The organism is Curtobacterium citri, from assembly GCF_030362955.1.
Lineage (GTDB): Bacteria > Actinomycetota > Actinomycetes > Actinomycetales > Microbacteriaceae > Curtobacterium > Curtobacterium citri.
The window spans coordinates 43,657-63,782 of sequence record NZ_JAUCML010000004.1 but is presented as its reverse complement, the minus strand read 5'-3'; the positions used below and the strand labels follow the sequence as shown (position 1 = coordinate 63,782).

The 20,126-nt window shown below is 71.7% G+C and carries 14 protein-coding genes; 9 read left to right on the top strand and 5 right to left on the bottom strand.

Annotated features, from left to right (window positions below; genetic code table 11):
• The first annotated feature begins 233 nt into the window (after positions 1–233).
• The 6 genes from QUG92_RS07395 (at position 234) to QUG92_RS07370 (ending at position 9,871) form a co-directional block, all read left to right on the top strand.
• Positions 234–413 carry an SPOR domain-containing protein gene (locus QUG92_RS07395; protein WP_069711047.1) on the top strand — a complete coding sequence of 60 codons (180 nt, stop codon included), beginning with the start codon at positions 234–236 and terminating at the stop codon, positions 411–413.
• A 36-nt stretch (positions 414–449) separates the two neighbouring features.
• Positions 450–1,787 carry a type I glutamate--ammonia ligase gene (glnA, locus tag QUG92_RS07390; protein WP_182047659.1) on the top strand — a complete coding sequence of 446 codons (1,338 nt, stop codon included), beginning with the start codon at positions 450–452 and terminating at the stop codon, positions 1,785–1,787.
• A gap of 22 nt (positions 1,788–1,809) precedes the next feature.
• Positions 1,810–4,782 (top strand): bifunctional [glutamine synthetase] adenylyltransferase/[glutamine synthetase]-adenylyl-L-tyrosine phosphorylase, encoded by a 2,973-nt coding sequence (locus QUG92_RS07385; RefSeq protein ID WP_289458487.1) that lies wholly within the window; start codon positions 1,810–1,812, stop codon positions 4,780–4,782.
• A 526-nt stretch (positions 4,783–5,308) separates the two neighbouring features.
• Positions 5,309–6,880, top strand: coding sequence for a glycosyltransferase family 2 protein (locus tag QUG92_RS07380; protein ID WP_182047663.1), 1,572 nt, complete (start codon positions 5,309–5,311; stop codon positions 6,878–6,880).
• On the top strand, positions 6,873–8,453 hold the full coding sequence (locus tag QUG92_RS07375; RefSeq protein WP_289458486.1) for a glycoside hydrolase family 26 protein: 1,581 nt from the start codon (positions 6,873–6,875) through the stop codon (positions 8,451–8,453). Before QUG92_RS07380 ends, QUG92_RS07375 begins: the two co-directional genes overlap by 8 nt.
• Positions 8,450–9,871: a UDP-glucose dehydrogenase family protein gene (locus QUG92_RS07370; protein WP_289458485.1), complete on the top strand. Its 1,422-nt coding sequence runs from the start codon at positions 8,450–8,452 to the stop codon at positions 9,869–9,871. Before QUG92_RS07375 ends, QUG92_RS07370 begins: the two co-directional genes overlap by 4 nt.
• Positions 9,872–10,272: 401 nt before the next feature.
• On the opposite strand, the gene glnA (QUG92_RS07365) is transcribed toward QUG92_RS07370, so the two are convergent.
• Positions 10,273–11,697 carry a type I glutamate--ammonia ligase gene (glnA, locus tag QUG92_RS07365; RefSeq protein WP_069711041.1) on the bottom strand — a complete coding sequence of 475 codons (1,425 nt, stop codon included), beginning with the start codon at positions 11,695–11,697 and terminating at the stop codon, positions 10,273–10,275.
• Positions 11,698–11,838: 141 nt separating this feature from the next.
• Here glnA (QUG92_RS07365) and QUG92_RS07360 point away from each other — a divergent pair, with 141 nt between their 5' ends.
• Positions 11,839–12,309: an RDD family protein gene (locus QUG92_RS07360; protein WP_182047532.1), complete on the top strand. Its 471-nt coding sequence runs from the start codon at positions 11,839–11,841 to the stop codon at positions 12,307–12,309.
• 308 nt (positions 12,310–12,617) lie between these two features.
• Here the strand turns inward: QUG92_RS07360 and QUG92_RS07355 are convergent, their stop codons facing one another.
• Positions 12,618–13,331, bottom strand: a complete 714-nt coding sequence (locus QUG92_RS07355; RefSeq protein ID WP_289458484.1) for a DUF4191 family protein — start codon at positions 13,329–13,331, stop codon at positions 12,618–12,620.
• 127 nt (positions 13,332–13,458) lie between these two features.
• Between QUG92_RS07355 and QUG92_RS07350 the strand changes: the two genes are divergently transcribed.
• The gene (locus tag QUG92_RS07350) at positions 13,459–14,358 is read left to right on the top strand and encodes a hypothetical protein (RefSeq protein WP_289458483.1); all 900 of its coding nucleotides are present in this window, start codon (positions 13,459–13,461) and stop codon (positions 14,356–14,358) included.
• Positions 14,359–14,460: 102 nt separating this feature from the next.
• On the opposite strand, the gene sucB is transcribed toward QUG92_RS07350, so the two are convergent.
• The 3 genes from sucB to QUG92_RS07335 all read right to left on the bottom strand — a co-directional run bounded on the left by sucB (position 14,461) and on the right by QUG92_RS07335 (position 19,068).
• On the bottom strand, positions 14,461–15,987 hold the full coding sequence (gene sucB, locus QUG92_RS07345; RefSeq protein WP_289458481.1) for a 2-oxoglutarate dehydrogenase, E2 component, dihydrolipoamide succinyltransferase: 1,527 nt from the start codon (positions 15,985–15,987) through the stop codon (positions 14,461–14,463).
• A gap of 73 nt (positions 15,988–16,060) precedes the next feature.
• A complete protein-coding gene (gene lpdA, locus QUG92_RS07340; protein WP_289458479.1) occupies positions 16,061–17,434 on the bottom strand; it encodes a dihydrolipoyl dehydrogenase in 1,374 nt (457 codons plus the stop codon).
• Between the two features lie 152 nt (positions 17,435–17,586).
• On the bottom strand, positions 17,587–19,068 hold the full coding sequence (locus QUG92_RS07335) for a leucyl aminopeptidase (RefSeq protein ID WP_289458474.1): 1,482 nt from the start codon (positions 19,066–19,068) through the stop codon (positions 17,587–17,589).
• 83 nt (positions 19,069–19,151) lie between these two features.
• Here QUG92_RS07335 and QUG92_RS07330 point away from each other — a divergent pair, with 83 nt between their 5' ends.
• On the top strand, positions 19,152–20,075 hold the full coding sequence (locus tag QUG92_RS07330; protein ID WP_069711034.1) for a proteasome assembly chaperone family protein: 924 nt from the start codon (positions 19,152–19,154) through the stop codon (positions 20,073–20,075).
• Positions 20,076–20,126 lie beyond the last annotated feature (51 nt).

Here is a 20,126-nt window from a genome sequence, read left to right as displayed (position 1 = left end):
ACACGAGGCTCGGCCCGGCTCCGCCGCAGGGCGACCGCCTGGAGGACCGGTGCGCGCCCGGCGGGCCGGCACCGGGCCTCCAGGCCGTCGCGTCGGGCGCGGGGCGCACACGAGGCTCGGCCCCGCGGACGAGACTCGCGACCCCGACGCGCGAACCTGTCCGCCAGCGCGAGCCTCGGCCCAGCGCGCAGCGCGCCCGGGCGTGGCCCGGCGCCCGTGGGTACGGTGGCGCCATGAGCGACGAACGCATCGAGTCCCAGTGGTGGTTCAACGACAAGACCGGGCAGGTCGAGCAGGGCCCGCAGTCCCCGCAGCGCGACCGCATCGGCCCGTTCGCGACGCGTGACGAGGCGCAACACGCCCTGGACCGCATCAAGGCGAACAACGAGCGCTGGGACGACGGGGACCAATAGGCTGGAGGCCCCAGCAGCACCACGGAAAGGGCGTCCATGGACAAGCAGACGGACTTCGTGCTCCGCACCATCGAGGAGCGGGGCATCAAGTTCATCCGACTCTGGTTCACCGACGTCATCGGCACGCTGAAGTCCGTCGCGATCGCCCCGGCCGAGGTCGAGGGTGCCTTCGCGGAGGGCATCGGGTTCGACGGCTCCGCGATCGAGGGCCTGACCCGCAGCTACGAGGCCGACGTGCTCGCGCACCCGGACCCCTCGACGTTCCAGATCCTGCCGTGGCGAGGCGAGATCGACCCGACCGCGCGCATGTTCTGCGACATCACGACGCCGGACGGGCAGCCCGCCGTCGCCGATCCGCGGAACGTCCTGAAGCGCACGCTGGCCAAGGCGAGCGACCGCGGCTTCACGTTCTACACGCACCCGGAGATCGAGTTCTACCTCCTGAAGAGCCGCGACTGGAAGGACGGCGGACCGCAGCCCGTCGACCAGGCCGGTTACTTCGACAACGTCCCCGGCGGCAGCGCGCACGACTTCCGCCGACGGTCCGTGCGGATGCTCGAGGACCTCGGCATCTCGGTCGAGTTCTCCCACCACGAGGCCGGTCCCGGGCAGAACGAGATCGACCTGCGCTACGCCGACGCCCTCACCATGGCGGACAACATCATGACCTTCCGCACGGTGGTGAAGGAGGTCGCGATCGAGCAGGGCGTCTACGCCACCTTCATGCCGAAGCCGCTCTCCGGCCAGCCGGGCTCGGGCATGCACACGCACGTGTCGCTGTTCGAGGGCGACCAGAACGCCTTCTACGAGGCGGGCGGCGAGTACCAGCTCTCGCAGACCGCAAAGCACTTCATCGCCGGGGTGCTGCGCCACGCCCCCGAGATCACCGCGGTGACGAACCAGTTCGTCAACTCGTACAAGCGGCTCTGGGGCGGCGACGAGGCCCCGTCGTTCGTGACCTGGGGCCACAACAACCGCTCGGCGCTCGTCCGCGTCCCGCTGTACAAGCCGAACAAGGGCCAGTCGGCTCGGGTCGAGTACCGCGGCATCGACTCCGCGGCCAACCCGTACCTGGCCTACTCGCTCCTGCTGGCCGCTGGTCTCAAGGGCATCGACGAGGGCTACGAGCTCCCGCCGGAGGCCGAGGACAACGTCTGGAGCCTGTCAGACGCCGAGCGCAAGGCCCTCGGCTACAAGCAGCTCCCGGCGAGCCTCGACCACGCCCTCGGCCTGATGGAGGACTCCGAGCTCGTCGCCGAGACGCTCGGCGAGCAGGTCTTCAACTTCGTGCTGCTCAACAAGCGGCAGGAGTGGAAGGCGTACCGCGACCAGGTCACGCCGTTCGAGCTGAACACCAACCTCGGCGCGCTCTAGCAGCACGCCCGGAGCGCACCACATGACCGGTCGGACGCGGACGTCCCGTTCCGAGTTGGCCCGCCTGGGCTTCGCGGAGCTGTCGGAGAGCCTCGAACGGATCGCCGGACTGGAGGCACGCACCGGCCCCGTCGGGCGGGTGCCGGTCGCGGACGCCCCGGCACTGTGGGAGTCGACGGCCGACCCGGACGGCGCGCTGCGCCTGCTGGAACGGCTCCTCGACCGCGCGCCGGATGAGCTCCGCCCCGTCCTGGCCGACGAGGCCGCGACCGAGCGGCTCGTCCGCCTGCTCGGGGCCTCGGTCGGGCTGGGGGAGTTCCTGCACCGTCGGCCCGCGGAGATCGCGCTGCTGCTCGACTCGGTCACCCCGCCGTGGACGCAGGACGAGTACACCGCGTCGTTGGCCGAGGCCGTCGACGGCGCCACCGGGGAGGACGCCCGGCTCCGCCTGCGCGTGCGCTACCGGCGACACCTCGCGCAGATCGCGCTGTTCGACGTGCTCCACCCGGCCCCCACGGCCGCGTTCCCCGCCGTCGCGGCCGGTCTCGCCGACCTCGCCGGTGCCGCGCTCGAGGCCGCGGTGGACGTGGCGCGCCGCGAGGTGCCCTTCCCGGCCGCCGACGTGGCGGCGACGCCCCTGGCCGTGATCGCGATGGGCAAGGCCGGCGCCCGCGAGCTCAACTACGTCAGCGACGTCGACGTCATCTTCGTCACCGAACCGACGCGCGACGACGCGGCCGACACGGGCGTCGGCACCGATCGTGCCGTGCTCATCGCGACGCGCCTGGCGATCGCGGCGACGCACGCGATCACCGACCTCGCGGCGGAGCCCGCACTGTGGGAGGTGGACGCGAACCTCCGGCCGGAGGGCAAGGACGGCGCGCTCGTCCGCACGCTCGACTCGCACGTCGCGTACTACGAGCGGTGGGCGAAGGGGTGGGAGTTCCAGGCGCTGCTGAAGGCGCGTCCCATCGCCGGCAGCCGCGACCTGGGGGAGCGGTACGCCGCCGCGGTGGCCACGTTCGTGTGGACCTCGGCCGGGCGGCCCGGGTTCGTCGAGTCGGTGCAGCGGATGCGGGAGCGCGTCACCGAGCACATCCCGGACGCCGAGGTCGACCGGCAGCTCAAGCTCGGGCCCGGCGGGCTGCGGGACGTCGAGTTCACGGTGCAGCTGCTGCAGCTCGTGCACGGGCGCGACGACGAGACGGTGCGGGTGCGGTCGACGCTCGAGGCGATGGACGCCCTCGCGGCCGCCGGGTACGTCGGCCGGCCCGAGGCCGCCCGGTTCGGGCCGGACTACGCCCTGCTGCGCCTGCTCGAGCACCGCATCCAGCTCCGGCGCCTGCAGCGCACCCACCTCATGCCGGACGACCCCGACGAGCTCCGGATCCTCGCGCGCTCGACCGGCCTCGCGACCTCCGCCGTCGCGCTCGAGCAGCGCTGGCGCGGGGTGAAGCTCGAGGTCCGGGGGCTGCACGAGCGGCTGTTCTACCGTCCGCTGCTCTCCGCCGTGGCGGCGACGGACGGCGAGATCGTGCTGACGAGCGACCAGGCGGCCGACCGACTCGGCGCGATCGGCTTCGCGGACCCCTCGGGCGCGCTCGGGCACATCCGCGCGCTCACGCAGGGCACGAGTCGACGGGCCGCGATCCAGCGCAACCTGCTCCCGGTGCTGCTGCGCTGGATGGCCGAGGGGCCGGCTCCGGACCGCGCCCTGCTCGCGTTCCGGCGCCTGAGCGACACCCTGGGGGAGTCGAGCTGGTTCCTCCGCATGCTCCGCGACTCCTCCGGCGCGGCGCACTCGCTGACGACCGTGCTGTCCGAGTCCGCGTTCCTCGCCGGGCTCCTCGAGCGCTTCCCGGAGGCCGTCGCGTGGCTCGACGAGCCGGAGGCGCTCCTCCGGCCCCGCCCGCTGGCGTCGCTGCTCGCCGAGCACGCCGCGACGACCGCCCGGCACGGCGACGACGTCGACGGTGCCGCTGCGCTCGTGCGGTCCGCCCGACGTCGCGAGACGCTCCGGCTCGGCATGGCCGCGGTCCTGGGACACCTCGACGTGGACGCGCTCGGTCCGGCGCTGTCCGACGTCTCCGAGGCCACCCTGACCGGAGCGCTCACCCTCGCGCGACGGGACGCTCCCGAGGGACTCGCGTTCGGCATCGTCGCGATGGGTCGGTTCGGCGGCCGGGAGCTCGGCTTCGGCTCCGACGCGGACGTGCTCTACGTGTACCGGGCACCGGAGGGCCTCGAGTCCGAGCAGGCCTCGCGGGCGGCGCAGCGGATCGTCCGTGAGCTGTCGCGGCTGACCGACGACGCCGTCCACCCGTTCGAGCTCGACATCGACCTGCGTCCGGAGGGGAAGAACGGTCCCGTGGTGCGGACGCTCGAGTCGTACGGCGCCTACTACGCGCGGTGGTCGTTGACGTGGGAGGCGCAGGCGCTCCTCCGTGCCCGCGGTGCCGTCGGCGACGACCGGCTCCTGCGGGACTTCGAGCACCTGGCCGACCGCACCCGGTACCCGGAGCACATCGACGACCGCGAGGTCCGTGAGGTCCGCCGGATCAAGGCGCGCGTCGAGTCCGAACGGCTGCCCCGCGGCGCCGACCCCGCCCGGCACCTCAAGCTCGGGCGCGGCTCGCTGAGCGACGTCGAGTGGTTCGTCCAGCTCCTGCAGCTGCAGCACGCCACGACCGTCCCGGGCCTCCGGACGACGTCGACCCTCGAGGCCCTCCACGCCGCCACCGCGGCCGACCTCGTCGCCCCCGAGGACGCCGAGCGGCTCGAGGCCGCCTGGCGCTTCGCCTCCCGCACCCGGAGCGCGCTCGTGCTCTGGTCCGGGCGGACGACCGACGTCCTGCCCGTGGACCGGGTCCAGCTCGAGGGCATCGCTCGCCTCCTGGAGTACCCGCCCGGGTCCGCCTCGCTGCTCGAGGAGGACTACCTGGGCGTCACGCGGCGTGCTCGGCAGGTGTTCGAGCGCGAGTTCTACGGCGCCTGACGAGGCTGCCCCGACGGTCGGTACCCCGCGGCGACACGCCCGGGACGACGCGGAGCACGCGAAGATGACATGTCGTCAGTAGCGACTTCCGCGCGGGCGGATCCGTACCCCGGTCGCCGAGACTGCGTACCCCGGTGGGTCCCCCGCGGGATGTCTCCGTTCAGCGGGGGCACAGGGTGGTCCGGCGCGGCGACGGACGCGCGCTGAGCGAGCGCCGCGCGGACCGCACCATCTCCTGAACAGGGCTTTCCCCGGGTGGTGCGGTCGTGCCTCCCGGCCGCTCGACCGACCGCGAGCGGCGTCGCGAGCCACCGTCCGGTCCGCACTGCTGCTGTCAGCAGCAGTGCGGACACGCTCGCGACCGCCGGTGGAGGACAGTGTTGTACCCCGGAACGAAGCGACGGTACCCCCGCACGAGGGGCGCGTTGCGCCGGTGCCCGGCTTCTGTCTCAATTGCCTCACCCGAACCGACCACTGGTTCCTCGATGAAGCGGAATCCCCACCTCGAACGTTGAAGCAGGGATCGATGTTCACCTTCATTCTGCAGATCCGGCAGATGGTCGAAGGGCACCCCGAGTTCTACCTGTTCGCCGTGTACTCCGCGGTGATCTGGTTGCTCTGGCTGCTCAAGGTCATCCTGTCGGCCCGCTACCGCCCCTACACCGGCACCTTCGTCGGGACGACCAGCGTGGTCGTCCCCGTCGTGGACGAGCCGCTCGACCTCTTCCGTGACGTGATCGGCCGCATGGTCGAGCAGCGTCCGGGCGAGATCATCGTCGTCATCAACGGCGCCCGCAACGAGGCGCTGGAAGGGGTCTGCGACGAGTTCGCCCCGCTCGTCCGCTGGACCCACACCCCGATCCCCGGCAAGCGCAACGCCGTGAAGGTCGGGACCGAGATGTCGAACGGCGACATCACGATCCTCGTCGACTCGGACACGGTCTGGACGCCCGGCACGCTCGACGAGCTGCTCAAGCCGTTCGCCGACGAGTCCGTCGGGGGCGTGACCACCCGGCAGCGCATCCTCGAGCCGACCCGCTCCTGGATCACCCGCTGGGCGGACTGGCTCGAGAACTCCCGGGCGCTCTACTCGATGCCCGCGCAGAGCGTGCTCGGGCAGATCGGCTGCCTGCCCGGACGGACCATCGCGTTCCGCCGCAGCATCCTGGCCCGCGTCATGGACCGGTTCATGCACGAGGAGTTCATGGGTGTCTTCCTCGAGGTGTCCGACGACCGGACCCTGACGAACCTGACGCTCAAGGAGGGGTACCGGACCGTCTACCAGTACACCTCGCTGGTGTACACGGACGCTCCGCTGCAGGTGAAGAAGCTGTTCAAGCAGCAGCTGCGCTGGGCGCGTGGCTCGCAGTACAACACGCTCCGGATGCTGCCCTGGATGCTCGGCCACGCGCCGATCCTGGCGGTCTTCTTCCTGACCGACATCATCCTGCCGTTCATGCTCTTCGGCGTGATCGCCGGCTGGATCTACCGGGCGGTCACCGGGCAGGGCGAGAACCTGTACCAGGGCATCCTGCAGCAGTACGGCTTCTCGACGGGCTTCGTCTACGTCGCCGGCCTGATGGTCGTCTCGAGCGTGCTGAGCATGGCGATCCGACAGATGCGCCACCTGGCCGAGAAGCCGAGCGACTTCTTCCGCCTGCCGATGTTCATCATCGTGTCGACGTTCTTCCTCATGCCGATCCGGCTCATCGGCTTCTTCCGCCTGGCGCACGCGTCCGGCTGGGGCACCCGTGCCGGGGCGTACGCCGGCGGTCCGGTGCAGGAGGACCCCGCCGACGCCGTGCAGCCCGCCGCACTCGGCGCACCGCCGGTGAGCCCGGTGGACCTCGGCGAGCAGGGCCGGACCGACCAGGCCGCCGCCGACCGGGCGTTCGACGAGCTCTTCGGACCCGACGCCACCACGAACTCGACCGCCACGGTGCTCGCCACGCGGCGCTCGGCGGCCGTCGCGGCCTCGGCTGCACCCGCGGCCCGCCCGGCTCCGACGACGGCACGTCGTCGCCTCAACCCCTACGCGGCGATCCCGTACCTCATCGGGTTCGCGATCTTCGCCCTGGAGGCGTTCCTCATTGTCTGACCTCATCCGGTCCACCAGCACCTGGTGGGCACAGTCCAGCAAGCACGCCCGACGGACCGCGATCGGCACGACCGCGATCGTCCTCGTGCTCGGCCTCATCACCTGGACCGTCTGGGTCTCGCCCAGCGGCCCGGTGTCCTCCGCCGTCCAGACCGCCCTCGGGGTCACCCCGAAGAAGCAGGCGGCGCAGCCCACCGCCGCTGAGCTCACGGCGAAGCTCGACGCCGCCCAGCAGCGCATCTGGGAGCTCGAGGGCAAGCTCGAGTCGACCGACGCGCAGTCCGGTTCCCGGAGCGACCAGATCACGACGCTCAAGGCCCAGCTCGCGTCGCTGCAGTCGCAGCTCGGTGCCGCGAAGAGCCGTGCCGAGGGCTTCGCCGGCAAGAGCGGGGCCGACGGCGGGGGTGGCGGCACGAGTGGCGGGGGCAGCGGCACGAACGGTGGCAGCACCGGTTCTGCCGTGGACCACGGTGCAGCCGCCGGGTCGAACGGGTCCGGGTCGACGCACCCGGTCGGCACCGGCAACGGTGGTCCGTCGAAGGACCCGTCCCCGACGCTCCCCGCCGCCCCCACCAAGGCCGAGGTCCTCGCGCAGCAGGCCCGGTGGTACGGCCTCTACACGGCGCAGGCGCCCTTCAACTGGGCCGAGTACGACGAGGTCCAGCAGCAGGTCGGCAAGGCCTCGAACATGGTCGGGTTCTTCCAGGGCTTCGACCAGGACTTCAACGCGAGCGCCGTGCAGCGTTCGTGGGCGAACGGCCGACTCCCGATGATGACCTGGGAGACCAAGCCGCTGAACGTCGGCAACGACAAGCCGAACGTGCCCGGGTACTCGAACCAGGACGTCATCGACGGTGACTTCGACGCCTACCTCACGAAGTACGCGCAGGCCGTGAAGGCGAACGGACAGCCGATCGTCATCCGCCTCGACCACGAGATGAACGGCGCCTGGTACAACTGGTCCGAGCAGCCCTTCAACCCGTCGAAGGTGGAGCGGCCGCAGAACGCCCCGGGCACGTACCGACAGATGTGGCAGCACGTCTGGCAGGTCTTCGAGGCGAACGGCGCCAACGACGAGGTCATCTGGAACTGGTCGCCGACGCGCATCGACGACCTCGGCAGCGACACCTACCGCACCGTCGACTACACGGCGAAGTACTACCCCGGCGCGCAGTACGTCGACTGGGTCGGCATGAGCGGCTACTACCGGAACGCCGGCGACCCGGCGACCTTCGCCAAGACGTTCGACGCCACCCTCGGGCAGCTCCGGCAGATCGCGCCCGGCAAGCCGATCGTGCTCAACGAGATCGGTGCGACCGAGTCCGGCACCGCCGTGTCGGAGTCGCAGAAGGCGGCGTGGTTCACCTCGCTCTTCGCCGCCCTGGCCGACCCCGCGAACGACGACGTCATCGGCTTCGCGTACTTCAGCGAGGTGGCGACCTCGGTCACGGACGGCAAGCGCGCGACCAACGACTGGCGCCTGAACTCCCGCAAGGACAGCCTCGCGGCGTTCAGCACGGGGATCCGGCGCGACGACATCGGGTACGACCTCCAGGAAGTGAAGGAACAGTGAGCGAACAGCAGCAGGACGGCGCCGACGTGCGCCCGGCCCCCGTCATCTCCGTCATCGGCACCGGCTACCTCGGCGCCACCCACGCGGCCGCCATGGCCGAGATGGGCTTAGACACCATCGGCGTCGACGTCGATCCGGCCAAGCTGGCGGCGCTGTCCGCCGGCGAGGTCCCCTTCTACGAGCCGGGCCTGCCCGAGCTCATCACGAAGCACGTCGCGACCGGGAAGCTCCGGTTCACCGCCGACATCGCCGAGGCGGTCGCGGCAGCCGACGTCCACTTCGTCTGCGTCGGCACCCCGCAGAAGGCCGGGTCGCACGCCGCGAACCTGTCCTACGTCGAGGCCGCCACCCGCGGTGTCGCCGAGCACCTCACACACCCCGGTCTCATCGTCGGCAAGTCGACCGTCCCGGTCGGCACCGCCGAACGGCTCCGCGGCATCGTCCGCGAGTTCACGCCGTCGGGCATCGCCGCCGAGCTCGTCTGGAACCCCGAGTTCCTCCGCGAGGGCAAGGCCGTCGACGACACCCTGCACCCGGACCGGCTCGTCTGGGGCGGTGCCTCCGCCGCCGCGGACGCCGTCATGCGCGAGGTCTACGCGGCACCGATCGCCGAGGGCACACCGGTCATCACGACGGACCTCGCCACCGCGGAGCTCGTGAAGGTCAGTGCGAACGCCTTCCTCGCCACGAAGATCTCGTTCATCAACGCGATCTCCGAGATGTGCGCGATCACCGGCGCGGACGTCACGACGCTCGCCGACGCGCTCGGGCACGACGTCCGCATCGGCCGGAAGTTCCTCGACGCCGGCCTCGGCTTCGGGGGCGGCTGCCTGCCGAAGGACATCCGGGCGCTCATGCACCGTGCGAACGAGATCGGTGCCGGTCGGGTCGTCGGCCTCATGCAGCAGGTCGACGAGATCAACATGGGGCAGCGCGAGCGCGTCATCGACATGACCATCGAGGCGCTCGGCGGCTCGGTGCTCAACCGTCGCGTCGCCGTCATCGGTGCCGCGTTCAAGCCGCTCACGGACGACGTGCGCGACTCGCCGGCCCTCAACGTGGCCGCCGCGCTGCACCTCCGGGGTGCCCAGGTCACGCTCTGGGACCCGGAGGCGAACGAGACGGCCCGGCGCTCCTTCCCGACGCTGTCCTACGCGGCGTCGAAGGAGGACGCGGTCGAGGGTGCCGACGTCGTCCTCGTCCTCACCGAGTGGGACGACATCGTGCAGGCGTCGCCGACGGCGCTCGGAGCCCTCGTCGGGCGCCGGACCGTGATCGACGCCCGCAACTGCCTCCCGGTCGCCGACTGGGTGGAAGCGGGGTGGTCCGTCCGTTCCCTGGGGCGGCCCACGCCGGTCACGGGTGCGCCCGTGAGCGTAGCCGCGGGGGCGAACGACGTGCTGGTGACAGCGCGGTAGTCGTCGCGTCCGTGCGAGACGGGGTCCGTGCCGGGGGCGGCGCGGGCCCCGTCTCCGTGCCCGCGGGGCGGCAGCGGTCGCGCCGGGTGGGCCCGGGCGTACCTGGTCGTTCCGGGCGTACCTGGTCGTCCCGGGCGTACCTGGTCGTACCTGGTCGTCCCGGGCGTACCTGGTCGTTCCGGGCGTACCTGGTCGTTCGTTCCGACCGGGTACGCCCGTTCCTGCCAGCCATCGCAACCGTCCTGGGAAGGATCGGGCAGGCGGGTGCGGCGACCGCCTGGAGGCCCGGTGCCGGTCCGCCGGACCGGCACCGGGCCTCCAGGCCGTCACCTGCACCGCCCCGCCGCACGCGGAAGGGCCCCGCACCGAGACGGTGCGGGGCCCTTCGTGCTCAGCGGGGATCAGACGCCGAAGTAGAGCTCGTACTCGAACGGGTGCGGGCGCTGCGCCAGCGGGAGGATCTCGTTCTCGCGCTTGTAGTCGATCCAGGTCTGGATGAGGTCCTCGGTGAAGACGTTGCCCTTCGTGAGGAACTCGTGGTCCGCCTCGAGCGCCTCGAGCGCCTCGTCGAGGGAGCCCGGCACCTGCGGGATGCCCTTGGCCTCCTCCGGGGGGAGCTCGTACAGGTCCTTGTCGACCGGCTCGTGCGGCTCGATGCGGTTCTGGATGCCGTCGAGGCCCGCCATGAGCTGCGCGGCGAAGGCGAGGTACGGGTTGCCCGAGGCGTCCGGCGCGCGGAACTCGATGCGCTTGGCCTTCGGGTTGGTGCCCGTGATCGGGATGCGGATCGCCGCCGAGCGGTTGCCGGCCGAGTAGACCAGGTTGACCGGCGCCTCGAAGCCCTTGACCAGGCGGTGGTACGAGTTGATCGACGGGTTCGTGAAGGCGAGCAGCGCCGGGGCGTGCTTCAGCAGGCCGCCGATGTACCAGCGCGCGGTGTCGGACAGTCCGCCGTAGCCGTTCTCGTCGTAGAACAGCGGCTTGCCGTCGTTCCACAGCGACTGGTGCGTGTGCATGCCCGAGCCGTTGTCACCGAAGAGCGGCTTCGGCATGAACGTGGCGACCTTGCCCCACTGGTCGGCCGTGTTCTTGACGATGTACTTGAACTTCAGGATGTCGTCCGCGGCGTGGACCATCGTGTCGAACTTGTAGTTGATCTCCTGCTGGCCGCCGGTGCCCACCTCGTGGTGCGAGCGCTCGAGCGTGAAGCCCGCCTCGATCAGCTTCAGGGTGATGTCGTCGCGCAGGTCCGCCGTCTTGTCGACGGGGGAGACCGGGAAGTAGCCGCCCTTGTACGGGGTCTTGTTGGCGAGGTTCCCGCCCTCTTCCTCGCGGCCGGTGTTCCAGGCGCCCTCCTCCGAGTCGACGGAGTAGAACGACTTGTTCTGCGTGACCGAGTAGCGGACGTCGTCGAAGATGTAGAACTCGGCCTCGGGGGCGAAGAACGCGGTGTCCGCGATGCCGGTCGACGCGAGGTACTTCTCGGCCTTCTTCGCCACCTGACGCGGGTCGCGACCGTAGATCTCGCCGTTCCGCGGGTTGTAGATGTCGAAGACCATGATCAGCGTGCGCTCGGCGCGGAACTGGTCGATGTAGGCGGTCGTCACGTCAGGGATGAGCTGCATGTCCGACTCGTGGATCGACGCGAAGCCGCGGATCGAGGAGCCGTCGAAGAGCTGTCCGACCGAGAAGAAGTCCTCGTCGACCGTGGACGCCGGGATGTTGAAGTGCTGCTGCACACCGGGCAGGTCGGTGAATCGGATGTCGAGGAACTTGACGTCCGTGTCCTTGATGAAGGCCAGGACCTCGGAGGAATCGCTGAACATGTGTGTCGATCTCCTGGGGGGTAGGTGATGTCGATGGATGCCGCAGGTGCACCTCCGACGAGGCTATTGACACCGGGTTTCCCGGACATGACTGCATTGTTTCGGGCGTGTTACGTCGGTGCGGTCGCCTACCCTGGGGGCATGGCCCGCAGCACCATCCCGCCCTCCGCGTCCTCCGCACACCCGAGCGGGGAGCACCCGGACGGCTGGCCGGGCAAGGACCTGGGGCTCCCCGAGGAGGGCCCGCGGAGCGTCGGGCGCATCGGTCGCCGGGTCGTCGCGCTGCTGATCGACGGCGCCCTCGCCGACCTCGTCGCGTTCGTCACAGGGGTGTGGTCACCGCTCGAGGGCTCGGGCGACATCGCGCACACCTGGATCCAGCTCGCGATCTTCGCAGCGCTGCAGGTGCTGTTCATCTGCCTGCTGTCGGGGTCGTTCGGCCACGTCTGCGTCGGCCTGCGGGTCGTCCCGATCCGCGGGGGCTACGTCGGGGTGTGGCGGCCGGTCGTCCGGACGGTCCTGCTCTGCTTGGTCGTCCCCGCGCTCATCATCGACCGCGACAGCCGCGGGGCGCACGACCGCATCGCCGGGACGGTGCTCGTCCGGCGCTGACCCGGCGGGGGCCGCGGCGGCGGGCTGCGCGTGGCCGGGGCTCGCGCGGTCGGGCTCGCGCGGCGGGGACTTGCGCGGCTGGGACTCGCGCGCTCTTCGACATCGCACCAGTCGATCGACGCGTGTGATGTCGGAAGATGCCCGTGCATCCTCTGCGCGCGCATGATCCGACACCGCACCCGTCGATCGACGCGCGGGATGTCGAAAGATGCACGCGCACGACCGACGGCGGCACTCGGGAGCCCGCACACGACGACGCCCCCGACCTGGCACGGTCGGGGGCGTCGCTCGGCAGAGGGGAACGCGGATCAGCGCGGACGCCCGGCCCGCGCACGCATCGGGTCCATGCCCTTCGGGATCGCCGCGGCGGGACCGTGGGTCATCGAGTCGAGTCGGTTCGCGACCGCCAGGACCTCGTTCCGGTTCAGCGCCTTCTTGTACTGGTTCATCGCCTTCGGCAGCTTGTGCAGGGTCACGCCGTCCGCGTCGTCGTCCACGTGCACGACGTGCACCGGGACGTTCGGGACGATGCGCTGCACCTTGCGGCGCTCCTCGTCGACCTGGCGCTTGAGGTTGCCACGCTGCCCCTCGGTGATCAGGATGACGCCCGGCGTGCCGACCGCGCGGTAGACCGCGGCCTGCGACCGGCCGTGGACGGCGACGGGCATCTCGCTCGACCGCCACTGCCGACGCAGGGAGTTCGAGAGCACCGCGCCGACGGCACCGGGCTGTCCGGCGATCTGGGAGTAGGCGGCGCGCTCGGCGAGCCGACCGAGGACGATGAGGAACAGCAGCACACCGAGCAGGACGCCGGCGAGGATCCACAGCGTGATCGCGAGCCAGTTCTGACCCGGCAGGAGCAGGGCGAGCAGGACGCCGAGGACGACGGGGCCGACGAACGCCAGCAGGAACCACCAGACGGACTTCGGGTCGGCCCGACGGGTCATGGTGAAGACCTGGTACATCTGCTTGAGACGACCCGGCTCCTTCGCCTTGGGCGCTTGGGGAGTGCTGCGTGCCATGCGACCAGGATACGGCCTCGGTCATCCGCCGCAGACCGCCGCTGCTCAGGCTGTGGGCGAACACGCCCCTCCACAGGTCCGCTCGTGCGGACGGGAGGCCCGCTCCGGCCCCGTCACGCTGGTCACCGTGACCACGATCGACTCCACCGACCACTGGTGCGGTGCCTCGGACCCGCCCGCCTTCGCGCGGTGGCTCGCCGACCGGTCCGCGGGGTGCGGCGCCCACCTCGTGCCCGTGCTCCGGGCCGGGCGCTGTCCGAGCGGCCACCCGGCGGTCGAGGTGCTCCGTCCGCCCGTGCGTGCCCTCGACGAGGCGCTCGACGTCGTCGGCACCCCGACCGAGGGTGTCGCGGTGACGCTCACCGTGCCACTGCTGCAGCTGGCCGCCCGAGCACGGGCCGGGGCCCTCGAGCTCGGCGCGCTCTCCGTCGAGGAGATCGGCGTGGACGAGGCCGGCGCCGTGCTCGTCGCCGATCGTCCGCCCGGCGCGGTGGCTCCCTGCCGCGACGACTCGGCGTCGGGCACCACGCCGGCCGAGTCGGTGACGGTACCGGTGGGCCGACCGACTCGTTCGCCGCGGGACGCGGACGGGTCGCGGCAGCTCGTGCTGGCCGCGCGGACGGTGTGGGACCGCGTCGACGCGCGCACTCCGGTCCGGGAGGTCCTCGATCCCGTCCTCGACGCCGCGGTCGACGGTGGTGCGGACGACGTGCGCGCCGCACTCGCACTCGTGCTCGCGGCGTCACCACCGCGGCCGGTGCGGTGGACGCGGCCGCTCGGTGCGCTCTTCGACGACGGAGCGACCTTCGACGACGGAGCGACGACCGCCCCCGGGCAGGACGCGCGGGCCGCGGCAGCGAGCACCGCCGTGGGCACCGCCGCCGGGGCTGCGCTCGTCGCCCTCGCTCGCGACCTCGTCGAACGGGGGATCCCGGTCGGGAGCACCCGCCGGCTGCCGGTCCGGATCGCGCTCGTCGGGACCCTGGTGACCGGCGGGCTGGTCGCCGCTGCGGTCGGTGTCCGCTGACCGACGTGGAGACCGGCCGACCCGGTGCTCCCTCCCGGAACGCCGGACGGCCCCGGTCCCTGCGCGGGACCGGGGCCGTCCGGTGTGGATCGGACCGTCGACTCAGTAGCCGAGGTTCGGGCCGAAGTTGCCCTCCTCGAGGCGGTTCTTCACCGCGACGAGGTACCGCGACGCGTCGGCGCCGTCGATGATCCGGTGGTCGTACGACAGCGCGAGGTAGACGAACGAACGGATGGCGATCGCCTCCTGCCCGTCGACCTTGACGACCGCCGGGCGCTTCGTGACGATGCCCGTGCCGAGGATCGCCGACTGCGGCAGGAACACGACGGGCGTGTCGAACAGCGCGCCGCGCGAACCGGTGTTGGTCAGCGTGAACGTGCCGCCCGCGAGCTCGTCGGGCTTGAGCTGGTTGTTGCGCGTGCGCTCGGCCAGGTCGGCGATCGCCTTCGAGAAGTCGGCGAGCGACAGGCCCGACGCGTCCTTGATCACCGGGGTGAGCAGGCCGCGCTCGGTGTCCACCGCGATCGCGACGTTCTCGTGGTCCGGGTAGACGATCTCGTCGCCCTCGACCGTGGAGTTGATCTTCGGGTGGGCCTTGAGCGCCTCGGACGCCGCGAGGGCGAAGAACGGCATGAAGCTCAGCTTCGAGCCGGTCTGCTCCTGGAAGGCGGCCTTGTTCGAGTCACGGAACTGCGCGACCTTGGTCACGTCGACCTCGACGACGCTGGTGAGCTGCGCGGTCGAGGTCATCGACTGCACGGCACGCTCGGCGACGACCTTGCGGAGGCGCGACATCTTCTCGCGCGTCCCGCGGAGCGGCGAGGTCTCGGCGACGAACGGGCCGGACTGCGCGGCGGCGGGGGCCGGAGCACCCGCGGACTTCGCCTGCTCGGCGGCGGCGAGCACGTCCTCCTTGCGGATCCGCCCACCGACACCCGTGCCGGTGACGGTCGACAGGTCGACACCCTGCTCGTTCGCCAGCTTGCGGACGAGGGGCGTCACGTAGCCGGTCGCCGAGGCGTCCTGGTTGGGCGTCGGAACGGACGCCGAGGCGTTCGCGCCGGACGCCGCGGGTGCAGCAGCCGGGGCCGGAGCAGCGGCCGGAGCCGGGGCAGCGGCCGGAGCCGGAGCGGGGACCGCTGCCGGCACGGCGGCGGGCGGCGGGACCGGAGCGGCCTGCGGGACCGGGGGAGCCGACGGCGCCTGCGGGGCGGCGGGCTGGGTCTGACCACCGGGCGCCGGGTCGGCCTGCTGCGGCTCCGGAGCCTTCTGCTCCTCGGGCTGCTCGGTGCTCGGTGCCGTCTCGGGCTCGCTCGAGTCGGCTGCTGCCTCGTCGGCGCCCTGGTCGGCTGCCTGGCCGTCGGACGAACCGGAGTCGGAACCCGAACCGGAACCGTCGCCGATCTTCACGAGCGGCGTCCCGACCTCGACGGTCTCGTCCTCCTGGACGAGGATCTCCTCGACGGTGCCGGCGATCGGCGACGGGATCTCGGTGTCGACCTTGTCGGTCGAGACCTCGAGCAGCGGCTCGTCGACCTCGACGCGGTCACCGACGTTCTTCAGCCATCGGGTCACCGTGCCCTCGGTGACGCTCTCGCCGAGCGCCGGGAGGTTGACGGATTCGCTCATCGGGTGGGCTCCTGTTCGCGGGTTGCTGTGGTGGTGGTGGTCATTGTCTCGGTGCGCACGGGTGCCGTGGTGGTCACAGCGCGTGCAGCGGCTTGCCCGCGAGGTGGAGGAAGGCCTCGCCCAGTGCCTCGTTCTGCGTCGGGTGCGCGTGGACGAGCGGCGCGACGTCCTCCGGGTGTGCCTCCCAGTTGACGGCGAGCTGCGCCTCCCCGATGAGCTCGCCGACGCGCGCGCCGATCATGCTCACACCGACGACCGGGCCGTCGATGACGCGGACCACCTTGACGGCGCCCGAGGTGCCGATGATGTGGCTGCGGCCGTTGCCGGCGAGGTTGTACTCGTAGGTGTCGACCTTGTCGCTGCCGTACTGCTCCTCGGCCTTGGCCTGGGACAGCCCGACGGAGGCGACCTCCGGGTCGGAGTAGGTGACCTTCGGGATGTTCGTGTCGGAGATGACGACCGGGTTCAGGCCCGCGATCTCCTCGGCGACGAAGATGCCCTGCTGGAAGCCGCGGTGCGCGAGCTGCAGACCGGGGACGATGTCGCCGACCGCGTAGACGTTCGGCAGGTTCGTGGCGAGGCGCTCGTCCGTGGTGACGAACCCGCGGTCCATCGCCACGCCGACCTCGTCGAAGCCCATGTTCTGCGTGAGCGGGCCGCGGCCGACCGCGACGAGGAGGACGTCGCCCTCGAAGGTCTTGCCGTCCTCGAGCGTGACGACCACGCCGTTCTCGTGCTGGTCGACGTGGTCGAACCGGATGCCGAGCGAGAACTCGATGCCGCGCTTGCGGAACGCGCGCTCGAGCTGCTTCGACATCGACTCGTCCTCGGCGGGGATGAGGTGGGGGAGGCCCTCGACGATGGTGACCTCGGCGCCGAAGGACTTCCAGACGCTGGCGAACTCGACACCGATGACGCCGCCGCCGAGGATGACGACCTTGTTCGGGACGTAGTCCATCTTGAGCGCGGTCTCGGACGTGATCACGCGGCCGCCGATCTCGAGGCCCGGCAGGGACTTCGAGTACGAGCCGGTGGCCAGCACGACGTTGCGACCGGTGACCGTCTGGTCGCCGACCTGCACGGTGTTCTGCGAGGTCAGGCGGCCCCAGCCCTGGACGACGGTGATGCCGCGCGCCTTGACCAGGCCCTGCAGGCCCTTGTACTTCGAGTTGATGACGCCCTGCTGGTAGTCGATGACCTTGGGCACCTCGACGCCGGCGAACTCGGCGATGACGCCGTACTGCTCGGCGTCGCGGGTGGCGTCGGCGACCTCGGCGGCGTGCAGCAGCGCCTTGGTCGGGATGCAGCCGCGGTGCAGGCAGGTGCCCCCGAGCTTGTCTCCCTCGATGAGCGCGACGCTCATGCCGAGCTCGGCGGCCCGGAGCGCGGCCGCGTAGCCACCACTACCGCCACCGAGGACCACGACGTCGTAAGTCTGTTCCGTCACCTGGTGCAACTCCCTCGTGCGTGTCGGGGCCCGGGTCGGACCCCGCTGGACACCGCGGCGGCGGCGTCCGACGGTCGGACCGCATGGTTCCGGTCCCGTCCCGCTGGTTCCGGCGGGAGCGCGTCGGTGCGCAGCCCGCCGGGTCCAACCTACTACCTGGACTGGAGCTCTTCTGCGAGTCCGACGAGCGTGCGCACCATGACGCCGGTGGCACCCTTGCCGAGCCAGCCGTAGCCGCCGCCCTTGTGCTCGGACGGGCCGGCGATGTCGAGGTGCGCCCACTCGATGCCCTCGCCGACGAACCGCTCGAGGAACTTGCCGGCCAGGAGCATCCCGCCGGCGGGGTTGCCGACGGTCGCGTTCACCATGTCGGCGACGTCGCTGGCGAGCCGTGCGTCGAGCTCCTCGGGCAGCGGCATCGGCCAGATCGGCTCGGCGGCGGCGTCGGCCACCGCCCGGACCCGTGCGACGAGGTCGTCGCTGCCCATCAGGCCGGTGGTGCGGTCGCCGAGTGCGACGACCTGCGCGCCGGTCAGCGTCGCGACGTCGACGATCGCGTCGGGCTGCTCGAGCGAGGCCGCGGCCATGCCGTCGCCGAGGACGAGCCGGCCCTCGGCGTCGGTGTTCGTGACCTCGACGGTCTTGCCGTTCTTCAGCGTCAGGACGTCACCGGGACGGGTCGCGGACCCGGAGGGCATGTTCTCGGCGAGGCAGAGCCAGGCCGTGACGCGCGTGTCGAGCCCGAGGCGGGCCGCGGCGATCGTCGCGGCGAGCACGGTCGCGGCGCCGGTCATGTCGGTCTTCATGCCGAGCATCGACGCGGCGGGCTTGAGCGAGAGGCCGCCCGAGTCGAACGTGATCCCCTTGCCGACCAGGGCGAGGTGCCTGCTCGCGGACGCCGGCTCGTAGCGGACGACGACCAGGCGCGGCGGGCGCTCGGAACCGCGGCCGACCCCGGCGATGCCGCCGAAGCCCTGCTCGTCGAGCTGGTGCTCGTCGAGGACCTCGACGGTGAGGGGGAGGCCCTCGGCCTGGGCCACGGCGACGTCGGCGACGTCAGCGGGGCCGAGGTCGCCGGCGGCGGTGTTGACCAGGTCGCGCACGAGCGCCGCGGCGTCGGCGACGATCGCCGGGCGGACGGTCGCGTCCGCCGCGGTGTCGGCGGGCGCGACGACCTCGATCCGCTGGTCGCCCCGGGTCGGGCCGGTCGTGCCGGCGCCCTTGTGGCGGGTGAACGCGTACGCACCGAGTGCGGCGCCCTCGAGTGCCGCCTCGACGAGCTCGGCCGAGTCGGTCGGCAGCGCGAGGGCGATGGACGACACCTGGGGGAGCTGGCGGACGGCGCTGCCCGCGGCGGCGCGCACGGCGGCGGCGTCGAGGGCCGACCCGAGGCCGACCAGCGCGATGCCGGCCGCGGCGACGCCGGTGCCGGGGAGCCGGACGAGCTGGTCCTTCGCGCCGGTGACGCCGATCGAGCCGAGGTCGAGGTCGGCGAGCGCGTCGGGGGTGCCCGCCGCGCTCGGCGCGATCGCGGGCGCGGCACCGTCGGTGCCGGCGCGGACGCCGAGCACGAGGACGTCGGCGTCGACGTCGGAGGGGGTCGTGGAGGTGGTGGAGAGCGTCGGTCGGACCATGCGGCAAGCCTATCCAGCACGTGTTCGCCGAGAGCGTCGGGACCGCGCACGGGACGGTCGGGGGCGCCGCCTAGCATGGGGACGTGGACCACCCTGAGGACCTGTACACCGTCGCCGTCGGCGCACCGACCGTCCCGGCGGGGCTGCACCTGGTCGCGGGCCTGACCGGCTTCGTGGACGCCGGGTCCGCGGTCGCGCAGGTGACGTCGTCCATCCTCGACGGGCTCGACCACGAGCTGGTCGCCGAGTTCGACCCCGACGTGCTCCTCGACTGGCGCGCACGGCGACCGGTGATCACCTTCGAGCACGACCACATCACGGCGGTCGAGCCCCCTCGCCTCGCACTGCACCTCGTGCGCGACGAGCTCGGGCAGCCGTTCCTGTTCCTCACCGGGTACGAGCCGGACTTCCAGTGGAACCGCTTCGTCGACGCCGTCACCGGGCTCGCCGACGACCTCGGCGTGGCGGACACGACGTGGTTGCAGTCCATCCCGATGCCCGTGCCGCACACCCGGACGATCAACCTGACCGTGTCCGGCACCCGGGCCGACCTCGTCGAGCAGATGAGCGTGTGGAAGCCCGAGACGCAGGCTCCCGCGAACGTCCTGCACCTCGTCGAGCACCGGCTGACGCAGCTCGGCGAGCAGGTCACCGGGCTCGTCCTCCTCGTGCCGCACTACCTCGGCGACACCGAGTTCCCGGACGCCGCCGTCACGGGCCTGTCGAGCATCTCGGCCGCCACGGGCCTGATCTTCCCGACCGACGCCCTGCGCGAGGCCGACCGCGAGTTCCGCACGCGCGTCGACGAGCAGGTCGCCGGCAACCCCGAGCTGCAGCGCCTGGTCGCCGTGCTCGAGGAACGGCACGACACCTACATGGAGGGCAACGCGGTCGCGTCGCCGCTGACCGGTGTCGACGGGCAGGTCCCGACGGCCGACGCGATCGCCGCGGAGCTGGAACGCTTCCTCGCCGACCGTCGACCCGACGGGGACGCCCCCACGGACTGACGGCGCGTCGCCGGCACCGGTCGCGGCCGGGAGGCTGATCCACCGTCCGCC